This is a genomic window from Kitasatospora purpeofusca (assembly GCF_042691725.1).
In the GTDB taxonomy this organism is placed as follows: domain Bacteria; phylum Actinomycetota; class Actinomycetes; order Streptomycetales; family Streptomycetaceae; genus Kitasatospora; species Kitasatospora purpeofusca_B.
Genome location: NZ_CP170483.1, coordinates 4538985 through 4553249, shown reverse-complemented (window position 1 = coordinate 4553249; position 14265 = coordinate 4538985). Strand labels below are relative to the sequence as shown.

At 75.1% G+C, this 14265-nt stretch carries 12 protein-coding genes and 2 pseudogenes; 13 read left to right on the top strand and 1 reads right to left on the bottom strand.

Features of this window, described 5'->3' with window-relative positions; genetic code table 11:
* Window positions 1-77: 77 nt before the first annotated feature.
* Window positions 78-1568: a replicative DNA helicase gene (gene dnaB / locus ACFCLZ_RS19205; protein ID WP_380286214.1), complete on the top strand. Its 1491-nt coding sequence runs from the start codon at window positions 78-80 to the stop codon at window positions 1566-1568.
* A 134-nt stretch (window positions 1569-1702) separates the two neighbouring features.
* Complete coding sequence (locus ACFCLZ_RS19200; protein ID WP_380277587.1) at window positions 1703-2239, top strand: GNAT family N-acetyltransferase; 537 nt, start codon at window positions 1703-1705, stop codon at window positions 2237-2239.
* 186 nt (window positions 2240-2425) lie between these two features.
* Here ACFCLZ_RS19200 and manA read toward each other — a convergent pair whose 3' ends face one another.
* Entirely contained in the window at window positions 2426-3625 is a 1200-nt protein-coding gene (manA, locus tag ACFCLZ_RS19195) for a mannose-6-phosphate isomerase, class I (protein WP_380277585.1), read from the bottom strand.
* A gap of 323 nt (window positions 3626-3948) precedes the next feature.
* On the opposite strand from manA, the gene ACFCLZ_RS19190 reads away from it, so the two are divergent.
* From ACFCLZ_RS19190 to ACFCLZ_RS19140, 11 genes and pseudogenes are all read left to right on the top strand, one after another.
* On the top strand, window positions 3949-4710 hold the full coding sequence (locus tag ACFCLZ_RS19190; RefSeq protein WP_380277583.1) for a polyprenol monophosphomannose synthase: 762 nt from the start codon (window positions 3949-3951) through the stop codon (window positions 4708-4710).
* Between the two features lie 198 nt (window positions 4711-4908).
* Window positions 4909-5937 carry an MBL fold metallo-hydrolase gene (locus tag ACFCLZ_RS19185; protein ID WP_380277581.1) on the top strand — a complete coding sequence of 343 codons (1029 nt, stop codon included), beginning with the start codon at window positions 4909-4911 and terminating at the stop codon, window positions 5935-5937.
* Window positions 5938-5959: 22 nt separating this feature from the next.
* Window positions 5960-6542: pseudogene (locus tag ACFCLZ_RS19180) on the top strand (molybdenum cofactor guanylyltransferase); the annotation flags it as partial.
* A 156-nt stretch (window positions 6543-6698) separates the two neighbouring features.
* A pseudogene (locus ACFCLZ_RS19175) lies at window positions 6699-6956 on the top strand (DUF6457 domain-containing protein); the annotation flags it as partial.
* Window positions 6957-7002: 46 nt separating this feature from the next.
* Complete coding sequence (locus ACFCLZ_RS19170; RefSeq protein WP_380286213.1) at window positions 7003-8151, top strand: molybdopterin molybdotransferase MoeA; 1149 nt, start codon at window positions 7003-7005, stop codon at window positions 8149-8151.
* Between the two features lie 23 nt (window positions 8152-8174).
* Window positions 8175-9218, top strand: coding sequence for a potassium channel family protein (locus tag ACFCLZ_RS19165; protein WP_380286212.1), 1044 nt, complete (start codon window positions 8175-8177; stop codon window positions 9216-9218).
* A 10-nt stretch (window positions 9219-9228) separates the two neighbouring features.
* Window positions 9229-9792 (top strand): YbaK/EbsC family protein, encoded by a 564-nt coding sequence (locus ACFCLZ_RS19160; protein WP_380277579.1) that lies wholly within the window; start codon window positions 9229-9231, stop codon window positions 9790-9792.
* Window positions 9793-9843: 51 nt separating this feature from the next.
* On the top strand, window positions 9844-10821 hold the full coding sequence (locus ACFCLZ_RS19155; protein ID WP_380277577.1) for an NAD(P)H-quinone oxidoreductase: 978 nt from the start codon (window positions 9844-9846) through the stop codon (window positions 10819-10821).
* Window positions 10822-10990: 169 nt separating this feature from the next.
* Window positions 10991-11782 carry a hypothetical protein gene (locus tag ACFCLZ_RS19150; protein ID WP_380277575.1) on the top strand — a complete coding sequence of 264 codons (792 nt, stop codon included), beginning with the start codon at window positions 10991-10993 and terminating at the stop codon, window positions 11780-11782.
* Between the two features lie 187 nt (window positions 11783-11969).
* Window positions 11970-12530 (top strand): bacterial proteasome activator family protein, encoded by a 561-nt coding sequence (locus tag ACFCLZ_RS19145; protein WP_380286211.1) that lies wholly within the window; start codon window positions 11970-11972, stop codon window positions 12528-12530.
* Between the two features lie 289 nt (window positions 12531-12819).
* Window positions 12820-14193 carry a protein kinase gene (locus ACFCLZ_RS19140; RefSeq protein WP_380277574.1) on the top strand — a complete coding sequence of 458 codons (1374 nt, stop codon included), beginning with the start codon at window positions 12820-12822 and terminating at the stop codon, window positions 14191-14193.
* Window positions 14194-14265 lie beyond the last annotated feature (72 nt).

Genomic DNA, 14265 nt, shown 5'->3' with positions numbered 1-14265 from the left:
ACTGGCAGGGCGCCGACGACCCCTTCCCGGTCGGCGCCTTCGCCGACCCGCCGTTCCCGGACGGCCCCGGCGACCGGCTGCCGGTCTCCCGCGGCCGCGGCGGCCAGGGCCAGGGCCAGGGCGGCCAGGGCCAGGGCGGCGGCTTCCAGAAGGGCGGCAAGGGCGGCTCCGGCGGCTTCCAGCGGGACGGCGGCAAGCGGCGCCAGGGCGGCGAGGAGGAACGCGGCGAGGGCGGCCTGGACGGCTTCGAGCGCGTCCCCCCGCAGGACCTCGCGGCCGAGCAGTCCGTCCTCGGCGGCATGCTGCTCTCCAAGGACGCCATCGCCGACGTGGTCGAGGTGCTCAAGCCGGCCGACTACTACCGGCCCGCGCACGAGCTGGTCCACGGCGCCATCCTCGACCTGTACGCGCGCGGCGAGCCGGCCGACCCGATCACCGTGGCCGGCGAGCTGACCAAGCGCGGCGAGCTCCAGCGGGTCGGCGGCCCCGGCTACCTGCACACCCTGGTCAACTCCGTCCCGACCGCCGCCAACGCCGAGTACTACGCGCAGATCGTGCACGAGCGCGCGGTGCTGCGCCGGCTGGTCGAGGCCGGCACCCGGATCGCCGGCATGGGCTACGCCGCCGAGGGCGACGTCGACGAGATCGTCAACGCGGCCCAGGCGGAGATCTACGCCGTCACCGAGCAGCGCACCAACGAGGACTACGCGCCGCTCGCCGACATCATGGAGGGCGCCCTCGACGAGATCGAGTCGATCGGCTCCCGCAACGGCCAGATGTCCGGCGTGCCGACCGGCTTCGCCGACTTCGACGCGCTCACCAACGGGCTCCACCCCGGCCAGATGATCGTCATCGCGGCCCGTCCCGCGATGGGCAAGTCCACCCTGGCGCTGGACTTCGCCCGGGCCTGCTCGATCCAGAACAAGCTGCCGAGCGTGATCTTCTCGCTCGAAATGGGCCGCAACGAGATCGCCATGCGCCTGCTCTCCGCCGAGGCCCGGGTGGCGCTGCACCACATGCGTTCCGGCTCCATGACGGACGACGACTGGACCAGGGTCGCCCGCCGGATGCCGGACGTCAGCGAGGCGCCGCTGTTCATCGACGACTCGCCGAACCTGTCGATGATGGAGATCCGCGCCAAGTGCCGCCGGCTCAAGCAGCGCAACGACATCAAGCTGGTCGTCATCGACTACCTCCAGCTGATGCAGTCCGGCGGCTCCCGCCGGGCCGAGAACCGCCAGCAGGAGGTCTCCGACATGTCGCGAAACCTGAAGCTGCTGGCCAAGGAGCTGGAGGTGCCGGTGATCGCGCTCTCCCAGCTGAACCGTGGTCCCGAACAGCGCACCGACAAGCGCCCGATGGTCTCCGACCTGCGTGAGTCCGGCTCGATCGAGCAGGACGCCGACATGGTCATCCTGCTGCACCGCGAGGACGCCTACGAGAAGGAGTCCCCGCGCGCGGGCGAGGCCGACCTCATCGTCGCCAAGCACCGTAACGGCCCCACCGCCACCATCACCGTGGCCTTCCAGGGCCACTACTCCCGCTTCGTCGACATGACCCGGGACTGAGGCGTGGCGGTGTAGGTTCTCAAATCCCGTGTCATTGATCTCGGTTGTCCCGCATGTCGAGCGTCCACGATCGGCAGGACCGACCGTCCGCCCCGGGGCAGGGCAGCGCGTTCGCCCGTGAGATGGTTTCTGTCATGACAGTTGACGCAACTCCGGGCAGCGAGGTTGTACTTGAGACGAGTCGTCTGCTCCTCAGGCCTTGGCGGGTAGCCGAGGCTGTCGTCCAGCGTGAGCTGTGGACCGAACGTGATCCACGAGTGCCGCCGCACCGCCGGATCGACGCGGACGGACACCCCACGGTCGCGGAGCTCGAGGATTCGATCCGCACCAACCAGGTGTGGTCGACCTGGTTGCTGGCGGTCGAGCGGAAGGCCTCTCGTGACGTCATCGGCTACTGCGGGCTGGTCGACAGTGGGCGAGGAGCGGCAGGGGAACCCGAACTGGCCTTCGAACTGCTGCGCCGGGTTTGGTGTCAGGGATACGCGACCGAGGCCTCGTTGGCGGTTCTGGAATGGGCGAGAGCATCCGGGTACGAACGTCTGTGGGCCACGGTCTGGGACTGGAACACCGCTTCTCGCCGCGTTCTGGCCAAGGTCGGGTTCACCGAGACCGAGCGGAAGGAAGTGGACGCGGTGCGCGGGACCACCCTGTTCACCACGATACGGCTCTGACGCACCCGATGTTCGGCCTTGCGGAACATCACGGCGGCCGCCGGATTCGTTCTTATGGGTCCCACTGAGTCCGGTGGTCGGATCGCGGTCGATCGAAGCGTCGGACCTGCCTCTGCTCGTCTCATCGTCGATGGACCCCCGCGGCGAGCCCGGCCGCGCCTCGGGGGCCGTCCGGCACCGCGGCCGTCAGAGCGTGACGGTCGCGCGGAAGACGGTGGCGGCGGCGCCGTCCAGACGGGTCGCGGCGCCGGTGGCGGGCAGGAAGGCGGACTCGCCGCGGGCCAGGTCCAGTACGACGCCGTCGGCGGCGGTCAGCCGGACGGCGCCGGCGGTGCAGAGCAGGATCTGCGAGGCGTCGCCGCCGACCGTCCGCTCCCGGCCGTCCAGGACGAACCGGGAGAGCCGGAACTCGTCGATCGGCACCGGGTACAGCTCCTCGCCGGGCGTCCGGTCGACCGCGACCGGGCGCAGCGGCTCCGGCGAGCAGGCGGCGAACTCGACCACCCGGAGCAGTTCCGGCACGTCGATGTGCTTGGGGGTGAGCCCGGCCCGCAGCACGTTGTCCGAGTTGGCCTGGAGCTCGACGCACACGCCGTGCAGGTACGCGTGCGGGACGCCGGCGCCCAGGTAGAGCGCCTCGCCGTCGCGCAGCCGGACGTGGTTGAGCAGCAGCCCGGCGATCAGCCCGACGTCCCCCGGGAAGTCCCGGGCGATCCGGGTGTAGGGCGCGTACGGGCCGGCCGGGTCCTCGGCGGCGGCCTTGCCGAGCGCCTCGGCGGTGTCCCGGACCGCCTCCGCCGCCGCGGGACCGGACAGGGTGAGGACGGCGGCCAGCGCGCGGCTGAGCGCCTCGGACTCGTCCTCGGCACCCAGCAGGGCGATCACCGGCTCCAGCGCGGGCACCCCCAGCCCGGCCAGCAGCGCGGCCGCCCCGGCGGGCCGGCGGAAGCCGCAGAGGCCGTCGAAGTCGCCGAGCGCGCAGATCAGTTCGGGCTTGTGGTTGGCGTCCCGGTAGTTCCGGTTCGGGGCGTCCAGCGGGATCCCCAGGGCGTTCTCGGCGGCGAACCCGGCGCGGGCCTGGTCGAGCGAGGGGTGGGCCTGGATGGAGATCGGGATGCCCGGGGCGAGGACCTTGAGCAGGAACGGCAGGGCGGGGCCGAACCGGGCCACCGAGGCGGCGCCCAGCTCGCCCTCCGGGTCGGCGGCGATCAACTCGTCCAGCCGGCGCGGCCCGTCGCCCCGGTCCGCCCGGGACGGGTCCCCCGGGTGGGCGCCCATCCACAGCTCGGCCTGCGGTTCGCCGGTCGGCTCCTGCCCGAGCAGTTCGGGGAGCGCGGTGACCGAACCCCAGGCGTACGGGCGGACGGTGTTGACGAGCTTGTCCATGGGCGCGGTCCTGCTCCTTGCTGCAGTGGCTGGTGGGCCTCGCCGCCGTCAGGCGGCCGCAGGCGGGGGCGGACGGGTGCGGGAATCCGGGCAAAGGCCGGGCATCGACCCTAGCCGACCTGCACCCCCGCCGGGGAAACGGCGGGCACCAGCCGGGAGTGCCCGGGCGGAGAGTCGGCCCTGGAACGCGGTAGTAGGATGCCTGGACCCAGTGTTTTCCACGGTGTCGTCCGGGTCGGCGGGGTGCCGGCCGGGACTGTGTCTTCCGATGAGTGCGGGCAATGGTGACCGGCACGTCCCGCCACCGGCCGAGAGGTTAGTACGTGACCGTCAACCAGCAGGGTTTCGCCGATCTGGGCCGGGTGCTGGTGATCATCCCCACCTACAACGAGGCGGAGAACGTCGAGCTCATCGTCGGCCGGGTGCGCGCCGCCGTGCCGGAGGTGCACGTCCTCGTCGCCGACGACAACAGCCCGGACGGCACCGGCGAGCTGGCCGACAAGCTGGCCGCCGAGGACCCCCAGGTGCACGTCATGCACCGCCGGGGCAAGGAGGGGCTGGGCGCCGCCTACCTGGCGGGCTTCCGCTGGGGCATCGACGAGGGCTACGACGTGCTCGTCGAGATGGACGCCGACGGCTCCCACCGCCCCGAGGAGCTGGGCCGGCTGCTCACCGCGCTGCGCGGGGCCGACCTGGTGCTGGGCTCGCGCTGGGTCCCCGGCGGCCGGGTGGTGAACTGGCCGAAGTCCCGGCTGCTGCTCTCGCGCGGCGGCTCGACCTACTCCCGGCTGATGCTGGGCGTGCCGATCCGGGACGTCACCGGCGGCTACCGGGCGTTCCGCAAGGAGACCCTGCTCGGCCTCGGCATGGACCAGGTCGCCTCGGCCGGCTACTGCTTCCAGGTCGACCTGGCCTGGCGGACGGTGAAGGCCGGCTTCAAGGTCGCCGAGGTGCCGATCACCTTCGTCGAGCGGGAGCTGGGCGCCTCCAAGATGAGCCGGAGCATCGTCGTCGAGGCGCTCTGGCGGGTCACCTCCTGGGGCGTCGCCGACCGCTTCGCCAAGCTGACCGGCCGCAAGGGCTGATCCCCGCGGCGGAGGGTCACCGCCCGGACACGTGAGCGGGAAGGCGCGCCCCACCGGGCGCGCCTTCCGCGTTTTCCGCGCGCCGTGCTCCCATGCTGTAGGGCGCGGGGTACGGCCCCGGCCGCGCGGCCACCGCCGCGCCGTACGCACCACCGACGCCGGACCGGGACCGGGACCGCCGACCAGAGGGAGCAGCCAGTGACGTCGTCCCCGTCCGAGGAGAACGCCGGCGCGGACCCGGTCGACGCGGCGCCCGCCGCCGGAGCGCCGGTGCGGCCGCTGGAGGTCGACGTCTTCACCGGCCCCGAGTCGGCCTTCTTCGCCACCTCCACGCTGATCCTCGGCGAGCACACGGCGATCCTGGTCGACGCCCAGCTCACCCGCAGCGCCGGGCGCCAACTGGCCGAGTGGGTGGCGGGCAAGGGCCGCCGGCTGCTCGCCATCGTGATCACCCATCAGCACCCCGACCACTACTTCGGCGCCGAGGAGGTGCTGCGGCTGTTCCCCGAGGCGCGGCTGCTGGCCGCGCCGACCGTCGTCGACGGCATCCTGCGCACCGCCGCCGCGAAGGTCGCCCAGTGGAAGCCGGTGTACGGCGACGACATCCCGGACCACCCGCTGGTCCCGGCCCCGCTGCTGCCCCAGCCGCTGATGATCGACCGGCAGGTGATCCCGGTGCTGCTGCTCGGGCAGGGCGACTGCGGCGGCTCCACGGTGGTGCACGTGCCGAGCATCCGCACCGTGGTGGCCGGCGACTTCGTGTACAACGGCACCCACGTCTGGACCGCCGACACCACGCCGGAGCAGCGCACCGCGTGGGTCCGTAACCTGGGACGGATCGCCGAGCTCGGCGCGCAGCGGGTGATCGCCGGGCACCGGGCGCCCGACCAGGGCGACGACGCGGGCCGGGTGCTGGCGTTCACCGGGGAGTACCTGCAGGACTTCGACCGGCTGCTGGCCGAGCACCCGGACGACGCGCAGGCGCTGGCCGCGGCGGTGAACGAGCGGTACGGGGAGCTGACCCTGCCGGCCGTGCTGGAGCTGAGCGCCGCCGCCAACACCGCGGCGGCCCGCACCGCCGCCACCGCCGCCGAGCCGGCCACCGCCGAGCCGTCCACCCCCGAGCCGGACGACACCGTGGAGACCGCAGCCGTCGCCGCCGAGCCGGACGACACCGTCGAGGCGGCCGTCGTGCGCGAGCCCGAGGACGACGGGGACACCGCCTGAGCCTCGGGCGGATACTGGCGGCATGACGCCGTACGACGTGATCGTCCCGGCCGGGGGCGCCGCCCGGCGGCTCGGCGGGGCCGACAAGCCCGGCCTGACCGTCGGTGAGACCACCCTGCTGGACCGGGTGCTCGCCGCCTGCGCGGGCGCCCGGACCACGGTGGTGGTCGGCCCGGCCCGCCCCACCGCCCGGCCCGGGATCCGGTGGACCCGCGAGCGCCCGCCCGGCGGCGGGCCGGTGGCCGCCGTCGCCGCCGGCCTTACCGAGGTGACCGCCGACCTGGTGCTGCTGTTCGCCGCCGACCTGCCGTTCCTCGACCGGCGGACCGTCCACCGGCTGGCCACCGCCCTCGACGGGGCCGGGCCGGACACCGCGGCGGCCGTCCTGGTCGACGCCGCCGGCCGCGACCAGCCGCTCGCCGCCGCCTACCGCACCGCCGCCCTGCGCGCCGCCCTGGCCGCCGCGGGCGACCCGGCCGGCCTCCCGCTGCGCCGGCTGACCGGCGCCCTGCCCACCCTCCGGCTGGCCGACACCGAGGACGTCGCCCACGACTGCGACACCTGGGAGGACCTGGAACGGGCCCGCGCGCGCGACGCCGCCCGGGACTGACCCCCGCCCGGACCGGGCCGCTCACCGGGCCCGCTCACCGGGCCGCTCACCGGCCCGGCGCCCGGACGTGAGCGAAACGACGCGCGTCGCTCACCGGGCAAACATCCCGGGTCAACCACCGATCGGGCAGCATGTGCGCATGGAGCGCACGCTGGATGACTGGATCGCCGAGGTCCGTGCCGAGCTGGACATCGACCTGGAGGTCGACGTCCGCGGCCTGCTCGACCTGGCCCGGGTGGTCGCGCACGGGGTGGACCGGCCCGCCGCCCCGCTGACCGCCTTTCTGATCGGCTACGCCGCCGCGCAGCGCGGCGGCGGCCCGGAGGCGGTCGCCGAGGCGTCCCGGCACACCGCCGCGCTCGCCGAGCGCTGGGCGGCGGCCCGCGCCGTCGACCCGGGGCAGCCGTGAGCGTGATGGCGCAACCCGCCGCGCCCGCCCCGGCCCGCCCGGCCCGCTGGGCGGCGGCCCGGAGGCCGCCCGCCGGGCCGGCCGCCGCGCGCTGCCGCCGCTGAGCCTGCCGCTGGACCGCGCGCTCGGCCGCACCCTCGCCGAGCCGCTCACCGCGCTCAGCGACCTGCCGGCCTTCGACACCTCGGCGATGGACGGCTGGGCGGTCGCCGGCCCCGGCCCCTGGCGGGTGACCGGCCGGCTGCTCGCCGGGCGCCCGGCCGGCGGCCCGCTGGCCGACGGCGCCGCCGTCGAGATCGCCACCGGCGCGCAGCTTCCGCCCGGCGCCACCGCCGTGCTCCGCCGTGAGCACGGCGAGCCGGGCGGGGCGCTGCTGTCCGAGCGCACCCCCGGTGCGCTGACCACCGGCCAGGACGTCCGGCCACGCGGCCAGGAGTGCCGGCGCGGCGAGGTGCTGCTGCCGGCCGGCACCGCGGTCGGCCCGGCGGTGCTCGGCCTGGCCGCCGCCTGCGGCCACGACCGGCTGGCCGTCCACCGCCCCCCGGTGGTGGAGCTGCTGGTGCTCGGTGACGAGCTGCTCGGCTCCGGTCTGCCCCGGCCCGGCCTGGTCCGGGACGCGCTCGGCCCGCTGCTGCCGCCGTGGCTGCGCGCGGCCGGCGCCGAGACCGGCGAACCCCGGGCCGTCCGCGACGACGTGGACCTGCTCCGGGACGCCCTGCGGCACTCCGCCGCCGATGTGGTGGTCACCACCGGCGGGACGGCGGCCGGTCCGGTGGACTTCCTGCACCGGGTGCTCGCCGAGTCCGGTGCCCGACTGCTGGTGGACGGGGTCGCCGTCCGCCCCGGCCACCCCATGCTGCTGGCCGAACTCCCCGGCGGGCGGCACCTGGTGGGCCTGCCCGGCAATCCGCTGGCCGCGGTCGCCGGCATGGTGACGCTCGCCCTGCCGCTGCTGCACGCGCTGGCCGGCCGGAGCACCGGCGAGCCGGTCCTGGCCACCGCCGTCGACCCGCTGCCCGGCCACCCGGCGGACACCCGGCTGCTGCCGGTCCGCCGGACCGCCCGCGGGGTGGTCCCCCTCCCGTACGACGGCCCGGCGATGCTCCGCGGCCTGGCCCGGGCCGAGGCGCTCGCGGTGGTGCCGCCGGGCGGCGCGGCGGCGGGCGAGACGATCGAACTGCTGGAGGCACCGTGAGTGTCCGACGTGTCCGCGAGCGGCTGGCCGGGCCGTCCGCTCCCGGTACCGAGCCCTGGGCCGACTCCGGGATCGTGCTGCCCGCCCGCCGCACCGCCCCGGCGCTGCGGCAGGTCGGCTTCCGGCTGCTGCTGGCGCTGGGCGTCCTGGTCGCCACCACGGTGATCGTCTGGCTGGACCGCGACGGCTACAACGACAACGCCGGCGGCGGGCTGAGCTTCCTGGACTCCGCGTACTACGCCACCGTGACGCTCTCCACCACCGGGTACGGCGACATCACCCCGTTCAGCGACAGCGCCCGGCTCACCAACATCTTCGTGGTCACTCCGCTGCGGGTGCTCTTCCTGATCATCCTGGTCGGCACCACCCTCGAAGTGCTCACCGAACGCACCCGCCAGCAGTGGCGGTTGAACCGCTGGAGGTCCACCGTGCGCGAGCACACCGTCGTGATCGGCTTCGGCACCAAGGGCCGCAGCGCCATCGACACCCTGCTCGGGCAGGGGGCGCGCAAGGACGAGATCGTGGTGGTGGACCCGCAGCGCAAGGCGATCGACCAGGCCGCCCAGCTGGGCCTGGTGGGCGTGGTCGGCGACGCCACCCGGACCGACACCCTGCTGCGCGCCGGACTGCCCACCGCCGCCCGGGTGGTGGTCGCGCCGGAGCGGGACGACACCGCCGCGCTGATCACCCTGACCGCCCGCCAGCTGACCCGCTCGGCGACCATCGTCGCGGCGGTGCGGGAGGACGAGAACGCCCCGCTGCTGCGGCAGAGCGGGGCCGACGTGGTGGTCACCAGCTCCAGTTCGGCGGGCCGGCTGCTCGGCATGTCGATGCTCAGCCCGCACACCGGCGCGGTGATGGAGGACCTGCTCACCTACGGCAACGGCCTGGACGTGGTCGAGCGCCCGGTCACCCGGGCCGAGGCCGGGCACAGCCCGCGCGAACTCGACGACCTGGTGGTGGCGGTGGTGCGCGGCCGGCGGGTGATCAACTACACCGAGCCGGAGGCGCGGACGCTCCAGCTCACCGACCGGGTGATCGTCATCAAGTCGGCGGAGGGGGCGTAGGGTCGGCTCCATGACCGGTCAACCGCAGCTCCCGTTCGGCACGTTCGACTTCTCCGCCCCCGCGCTGGAGGTGGCCGACCGGCTGGTCGCCCCGGTGGCCGACGCGCTGAAGAACTGGGACGACCGGGAGGCCGCCCGGTCCGTGCTGTACGTCGAGACGGACCCGGAGAAGGCCGACACCGCCGTCTTCTGCGAGACCTACGGCGTGCCGCCGGCCGCCTCGGCGAACTGCGTGGTGGTCGCCGCCAAGCGCGGCGGGGAGAGCGCCCTGGCCGCCTGCCTGGCGCTGGCGACCACCCGGGTCGACGTCAACCGGACGGTCCGCAAGCACCTGGAGGCCCGCAAGGCCTCGTTCGCGCCGATGGACACCGCCGTCGAGGCGACCGGCATGGAGTACGGCGGCATCACCCCGGTCGGGCTGCCGGCCGGCTGGCCGCTGCTGGTCGACGAGGCCGTCGCGCAGACCCCGTTCGTCCTGGTGGGCAGCGGGCGGCGGCGGGGCAAGCTGATCCTGCCGGGCCGGGTGGCGGCCGCGCTGCCCGGCGCCGTGCTGCTCCCCGGCCTGGCCGGCTGACGGGGCGGGTCGCCCGCCCGCCGGGCCGCCGCCGCGCAGTAGCGTCGGGCCATGCATGCGATGACGATTCCTGAACCCGGCGGGCCCGAGGCGCTGGTCTGGGCCGAGGTGCCGGATCCGGTGCCCGGGGAGGGCGAGGTCCTGGTCGAGGTGGCCGCCACCGCCGTCAACCGCGCCGACCTGCTCCAGCGGCAGGGCTTCTACGACCCGCCGCCCGGCAGCCCGCGGTACCCCGGCCTGGAGTGCGCGGGCCGGATCACCGCGCTGGGCCCCGGAGTGTCCGGCTGGGCGGTCGGCGACGAGGTCTGCGCGCTGCTGGTCGGCGGCGGCTACGCGCAGCGGGTCGCGGTGCCGGTCGGCCAACTGCTGCCGATGCCGCCGGGGCTGACCCCGGAGCAGGCGGCCGCGCTGCCGGAGGTGGTCTGCACGGTGTGGTCCAACGTCTTCCTCACCGCGCACCTGCGGCCGGGCGAGACGGTGCTGGTGCACGGCGGCGCCAGCGGCATCGGGACGATGGCGATCCAGCTGGCCAAGGCGGTCGGTGCCCGGGTGGCGGTGACGGCGGGCGGCCCGGAGAAGCTCGCCCGCTGCGCGGAGCTGGGCGCCGACGTGCTGATCGACTACCGCGCGCAGGACTTCGTCGAGGTGCTCCGGGAGGCCACCGGCGGCGCCGGGGCGGACGTCATCCTCGACATCATGGGCGCCAGGTACCTGCAGCGGAACGTGGACGCGCTGGCCGTCAACGGGCGGCTGGTGATCATCGGGCTGCAGGGCGGGGTGAACGGCGAGCTGAACCTCAACACCCTGCTGCGCAAGCGCGGCGCGGTGATCGCGACCAATCTGCGCGGGCGGCCGCTGTCCGAGAAGGCGGCGATCGTGGCGGCGGTGCGCGAGCACGTCTGGCCGCTGGTCGCCTCCGGGGTGGTGAAGCCGGTGGTCGACCGGGTGCTGCCGCTGGCGGAGGCCGCCGAGGCGCACCGGGTGCTGGAGGCCGGCGCGCAGGTCGGCAAGGTGGTGCTGCGGGCCTGAGCCCGCGCGCGGACGGCGGAGCGGCGGGTCCCCGGACCCGCCGCTCCGCCGTCCGGCCGGGCCGGACCGTCCGACATGCCCGGATTGTCGGTCTGTGTGACGCTGGACGGGAGCTGTCCCGCCGCCGACCCCGCCCCGCGCGGTCGGCCGTCGCGGAAGGACCTCGACCGTGCCCGCACCTTCGTCCGTGTTCCTCGGGCCGCTGCCCGCAGCACCGCCGCCGTCCTCCTCCCGCCGCCTCCCCGGGCGCGCCCGGGGCCGTGTGCGGCCCGGCACCCACCGTGCCGGGCGCCGTGCGCGGCGGCTGCTGGTGCTGGCGGTGCTCGGGCTCGCCGTGCCGCTGGCCGTCGGCCCGGTGGCGGTGGCCGTGCCGACCGGTTCCGCCGGTGCCGTTCCGGTCCCGGTGGCGTCCGCCCCGTCACCCGAGGCGTTCCCGTCCCCGGAGGCGGCCGACGACGCGGAGCCCGCCGCCGAGGGCCCGTCGTCCGAGGCCACGGCGTCCGACGACGCCGAGGCGCCCGTGACCGCCGGCGCGTCCGCGGTCGTGCCGGCCGGTGCGCCCGGGTGGCAGCGGGCCGGGCGCCTGCGCCCCGGCGTCCCCTGGGCCGAGTGGGAGCAGCGCCGGCAGCGGCACCGCCCGGCCTCGGCGCCCGAACGCTCCGAGCAGAGCCCGGAGCAGGCCGTCGAACAGGCCCCGGAACAGCCTCCCGAGCAGACCCCGGAGCAGCTCGCCGAGACCGGGACGGATCCCGCCGAGGACGCCCCGGCCGGGCCCGCCGACGGCTCCGGGAGCGGGACGCTGGCGCTCGGCGGCCCCGGGCCGCAGAGCGTGGCGGCCGCCCCCCTCGTGCTGCCCACCCGGTGGGACGACGTCTCCACCCGCCAGTTCCCGCTCGGCGCCGGCCTCGGCCTGATCGGCTGCGGGCTGGGCCTGATCGGCCTGCGGCTGCGGCGCGGCTGACCGCGCGCCCGCCGCGCCCCGGTACCCGGGCGGACTGAGTATCCGTACGGATACCCGGCCCCGGGTCCGGGGCGTAGCGTCGTGTCCGGGTGGCCGGGGGCCTCCACCCGGGCAATCCCAGTGAGGGAGAATGTGGTTCATGACGAATCCGATGAACGAGCGCTCGTCGCACGAGTTCCACCAGGCCATGGGCGGGCAGTCGCAGGACGGCCAGAAGGTGCTGATCGTCGGACCGGACGGGCTGCCGGTCGGCCAGGGGATGGTCGGCATGGCGGGGGACGACGAGGGGGACGGCCCGCGTGAGCTGCCGGTGACCGAGATGGTCGAGCAGCCCGCCAAGGTCATGCGGATCGGCAGCATGATCAAGCAGCTGCTGGAGGAGGTCCGGGCGGCTCCCCTCGACGAGGCCAGCCGGGCCCGGCTGAAGGACATCCACGCCAGCTCGATCAAGGAGCTGGAGCTCGGCCTGGCCCCCGAGCTGGTCGCTGAGCTGGAACGGCTGTCGCTGCCGTTCACCGAGGACTCGATCCCGACCGAGGCCGAGCTGCGGATCGCGCAGGCGCAGCTGGTGGGCTGGCTGGAGGGCCTGTTCCACGGCATCCAGACCGCGCTGTTCGCCCAGCAGATGGCGGCGCGGGCGCAGCTGGAGCAGATGCGGCGGGCGCTGCCGCCCGGCCTGCACGGCGGGGATCCGGAGGGCGAGGAGCCGGGCGAGGGCCGCGGCATCCGCTCCGGCCCCTACCTGTAGGCCGTACCCGTACCGCCACGGCCCCGTCGGGGCCGTGGGGCACCGGGCGCGACAGGGCGCCCCGGTGCCGGACGCACGAGCGGCCGGCGCCCGGTCGCGAGCCGGACACAGTGTCGGCCCTGGGCCGGTCGGCGTCGGCGCGAGCCGATACCCTGGGCCCCTGTCGCAGGCCGGGCGAGCACCGCGACAGGGGTCGGGCGGGCCAGCGGGCCGGGCCCGGACACAGCACGGACGAGACCGAATGTCACGGTCGCGGCGGCAGGGCCGCACCGAGGGGGAGCAGAGGACCATGAGCGAGCACGGCAACGCGGCGGTCGAAGGCTACTCCCTGGGCAACGGGCGGTACGTGCTGCAGCGGGTGCTGGGCGAGGGCGGCATGGCCTCGGTCCACCTCGCGTACGACAGCGTGCTGGACCGGTCGGTGGCGCTCAAGAGCATGCACGCCGAGCTGGGCCGGGACGACTCGTTCAAGGAGCGGTTCCGCCGCGAGGCGCAGGCGGTGGCCCGGCTGGAGCACCCCAACATCGTCACGGTGTACGACAGCGGCGAGGACATCGCCCCGGACGGCTCCAGCACCCCGTACATCGTCATGCAGCTGATCGACGGCAAGGGCCTGCGGGACGCCATCAACGAGGCGGTCGCCCAGCAGGGCGCGATCGCGCTCGAGGAGGCGCTGCGGGTCATCGTCGGCGTGCTGAACGCGCTGGAGGCCTCGCACGACATGGGCCTGGTGCACCGCGACATCAAGCCCGGCAACGTCATGTTCGACCGCAAGGGCAACGTCAAGGTCATGGACTTCGGCATCGCCCGCGCGCTGGAGAGCGGGGTCACCTCGATGACCCAGACCGGCATGGTGGTCGGCACGCCGCAATACCTCTCGCCCGAGCAGGCGCTGGGCAAGCCGGTGGACGCCCGCTCCGACCTCTACTCGGTCGGCGTGATGCTCTTCGAGATGCTCACCGGCCGGCTGGTCTTCGACGGTGACTCGGCCTTCTCGATCGCGTACAAGCACGTCCAGGAGGAGCCGCCGGCGCCGTCCACGCTCAACCCGCGGCTCAGCCCGGCGGTCGACGAGTTCGTGGCCAGGGCGCTGCGCAAGGACCCGGCGCACCGCTTCCCGAGCGCGGCGGCGATGCGCGACGAGGCGGAGCGGCTGATGGGCGCGGCCAAGGGCGGCGGCAGCCCGCTGGCGGCCAGCAACCCGTTGGTGATCACCGACGGGCCGCGCTCGGTGCACGCGGCGCCGCAGGCCCCGCAGACGCCGACGCCGTTCCCGCAGCCGCAGCCTCAGCCGTTCCAGACGCCGCCGCCGGCTTTCCAGCAGCCGCACACCCCGCAGCCTTTCCCGCAGCCGCAGCCGTTCCAGACGCCGCCGCCGGCCTTCCCGCAGCCGCACACCCCGCAGCCGTTCGCCGCGCCGCAGCCGATGCCGGCGCCGCCGTTCCAGCCGGCCCCGGCGTCGAACAGCGGCGGCTGCTCGACCGCGCTGGTGATCGTCGGCATCATCGTCGGCGTGATCGTGCTGGCGGTCATCATCATCGCGATCGTGGTCAACCGGGCCGAGCGGGACAACACGAAGTCGGGCTCCGGCTCCCGGGTCTCGGGCCAGACCGCCACGGTGCTGCGCCTGGACGGTCCGGCCGACCGCAATGGCCTGCTCTGACGCGTTCCGTCCGGATCGCGCGTGCTGCAGGGGGCGCCGGAGGCGGTAGCGTTCGGGGAATACGAGCGACAG

Coding starts and splice junctions, on each gene's coding strand:
- ACFCLZ_RS19140 (WP_380277574.1), top strand. CDS start 12,820: ATGAGCGAGCACGGCAACGCGGCGGTCGAAGGCTACTCCCTGGGCAAC.
- manA (WP_380277585.1), bottom strand. CDS start 3,625: ATGGACAAGCTCGTCAACACCGTCCGCCCGTACGCCTGGGGTTCGGTC.
- ACFCLZ_RS19200 (WP_380277587.1), top strand. CDS start 1,703: ATGACAGTTGACGCAACTCCGGGCAGCGAGGTTGTACTTGAGACGAGT.
- ACFCLZ_RS19155 (WP_380277577.1), top strand. CDS start 9,844: ATGCATGCGATGACGATTCCTGAACCCGGCGGGCCCGAGGCGCTGGTC.
- ACFCLZ_RS19160 (WP_380277579.1), top strand. CDS start 9,229: ATGACCGGTCAACCGCAGCTCCCGTTCGGCACGTTCGACTTCTCCGCC.
- ACFCLZ_RS19145 (WP_380286211.1), top strand. CDS start 11,970: ATGGGCGGGCAGTCGCAGGACGGCCAGAAGGTGCTGATCGTCGGACCG.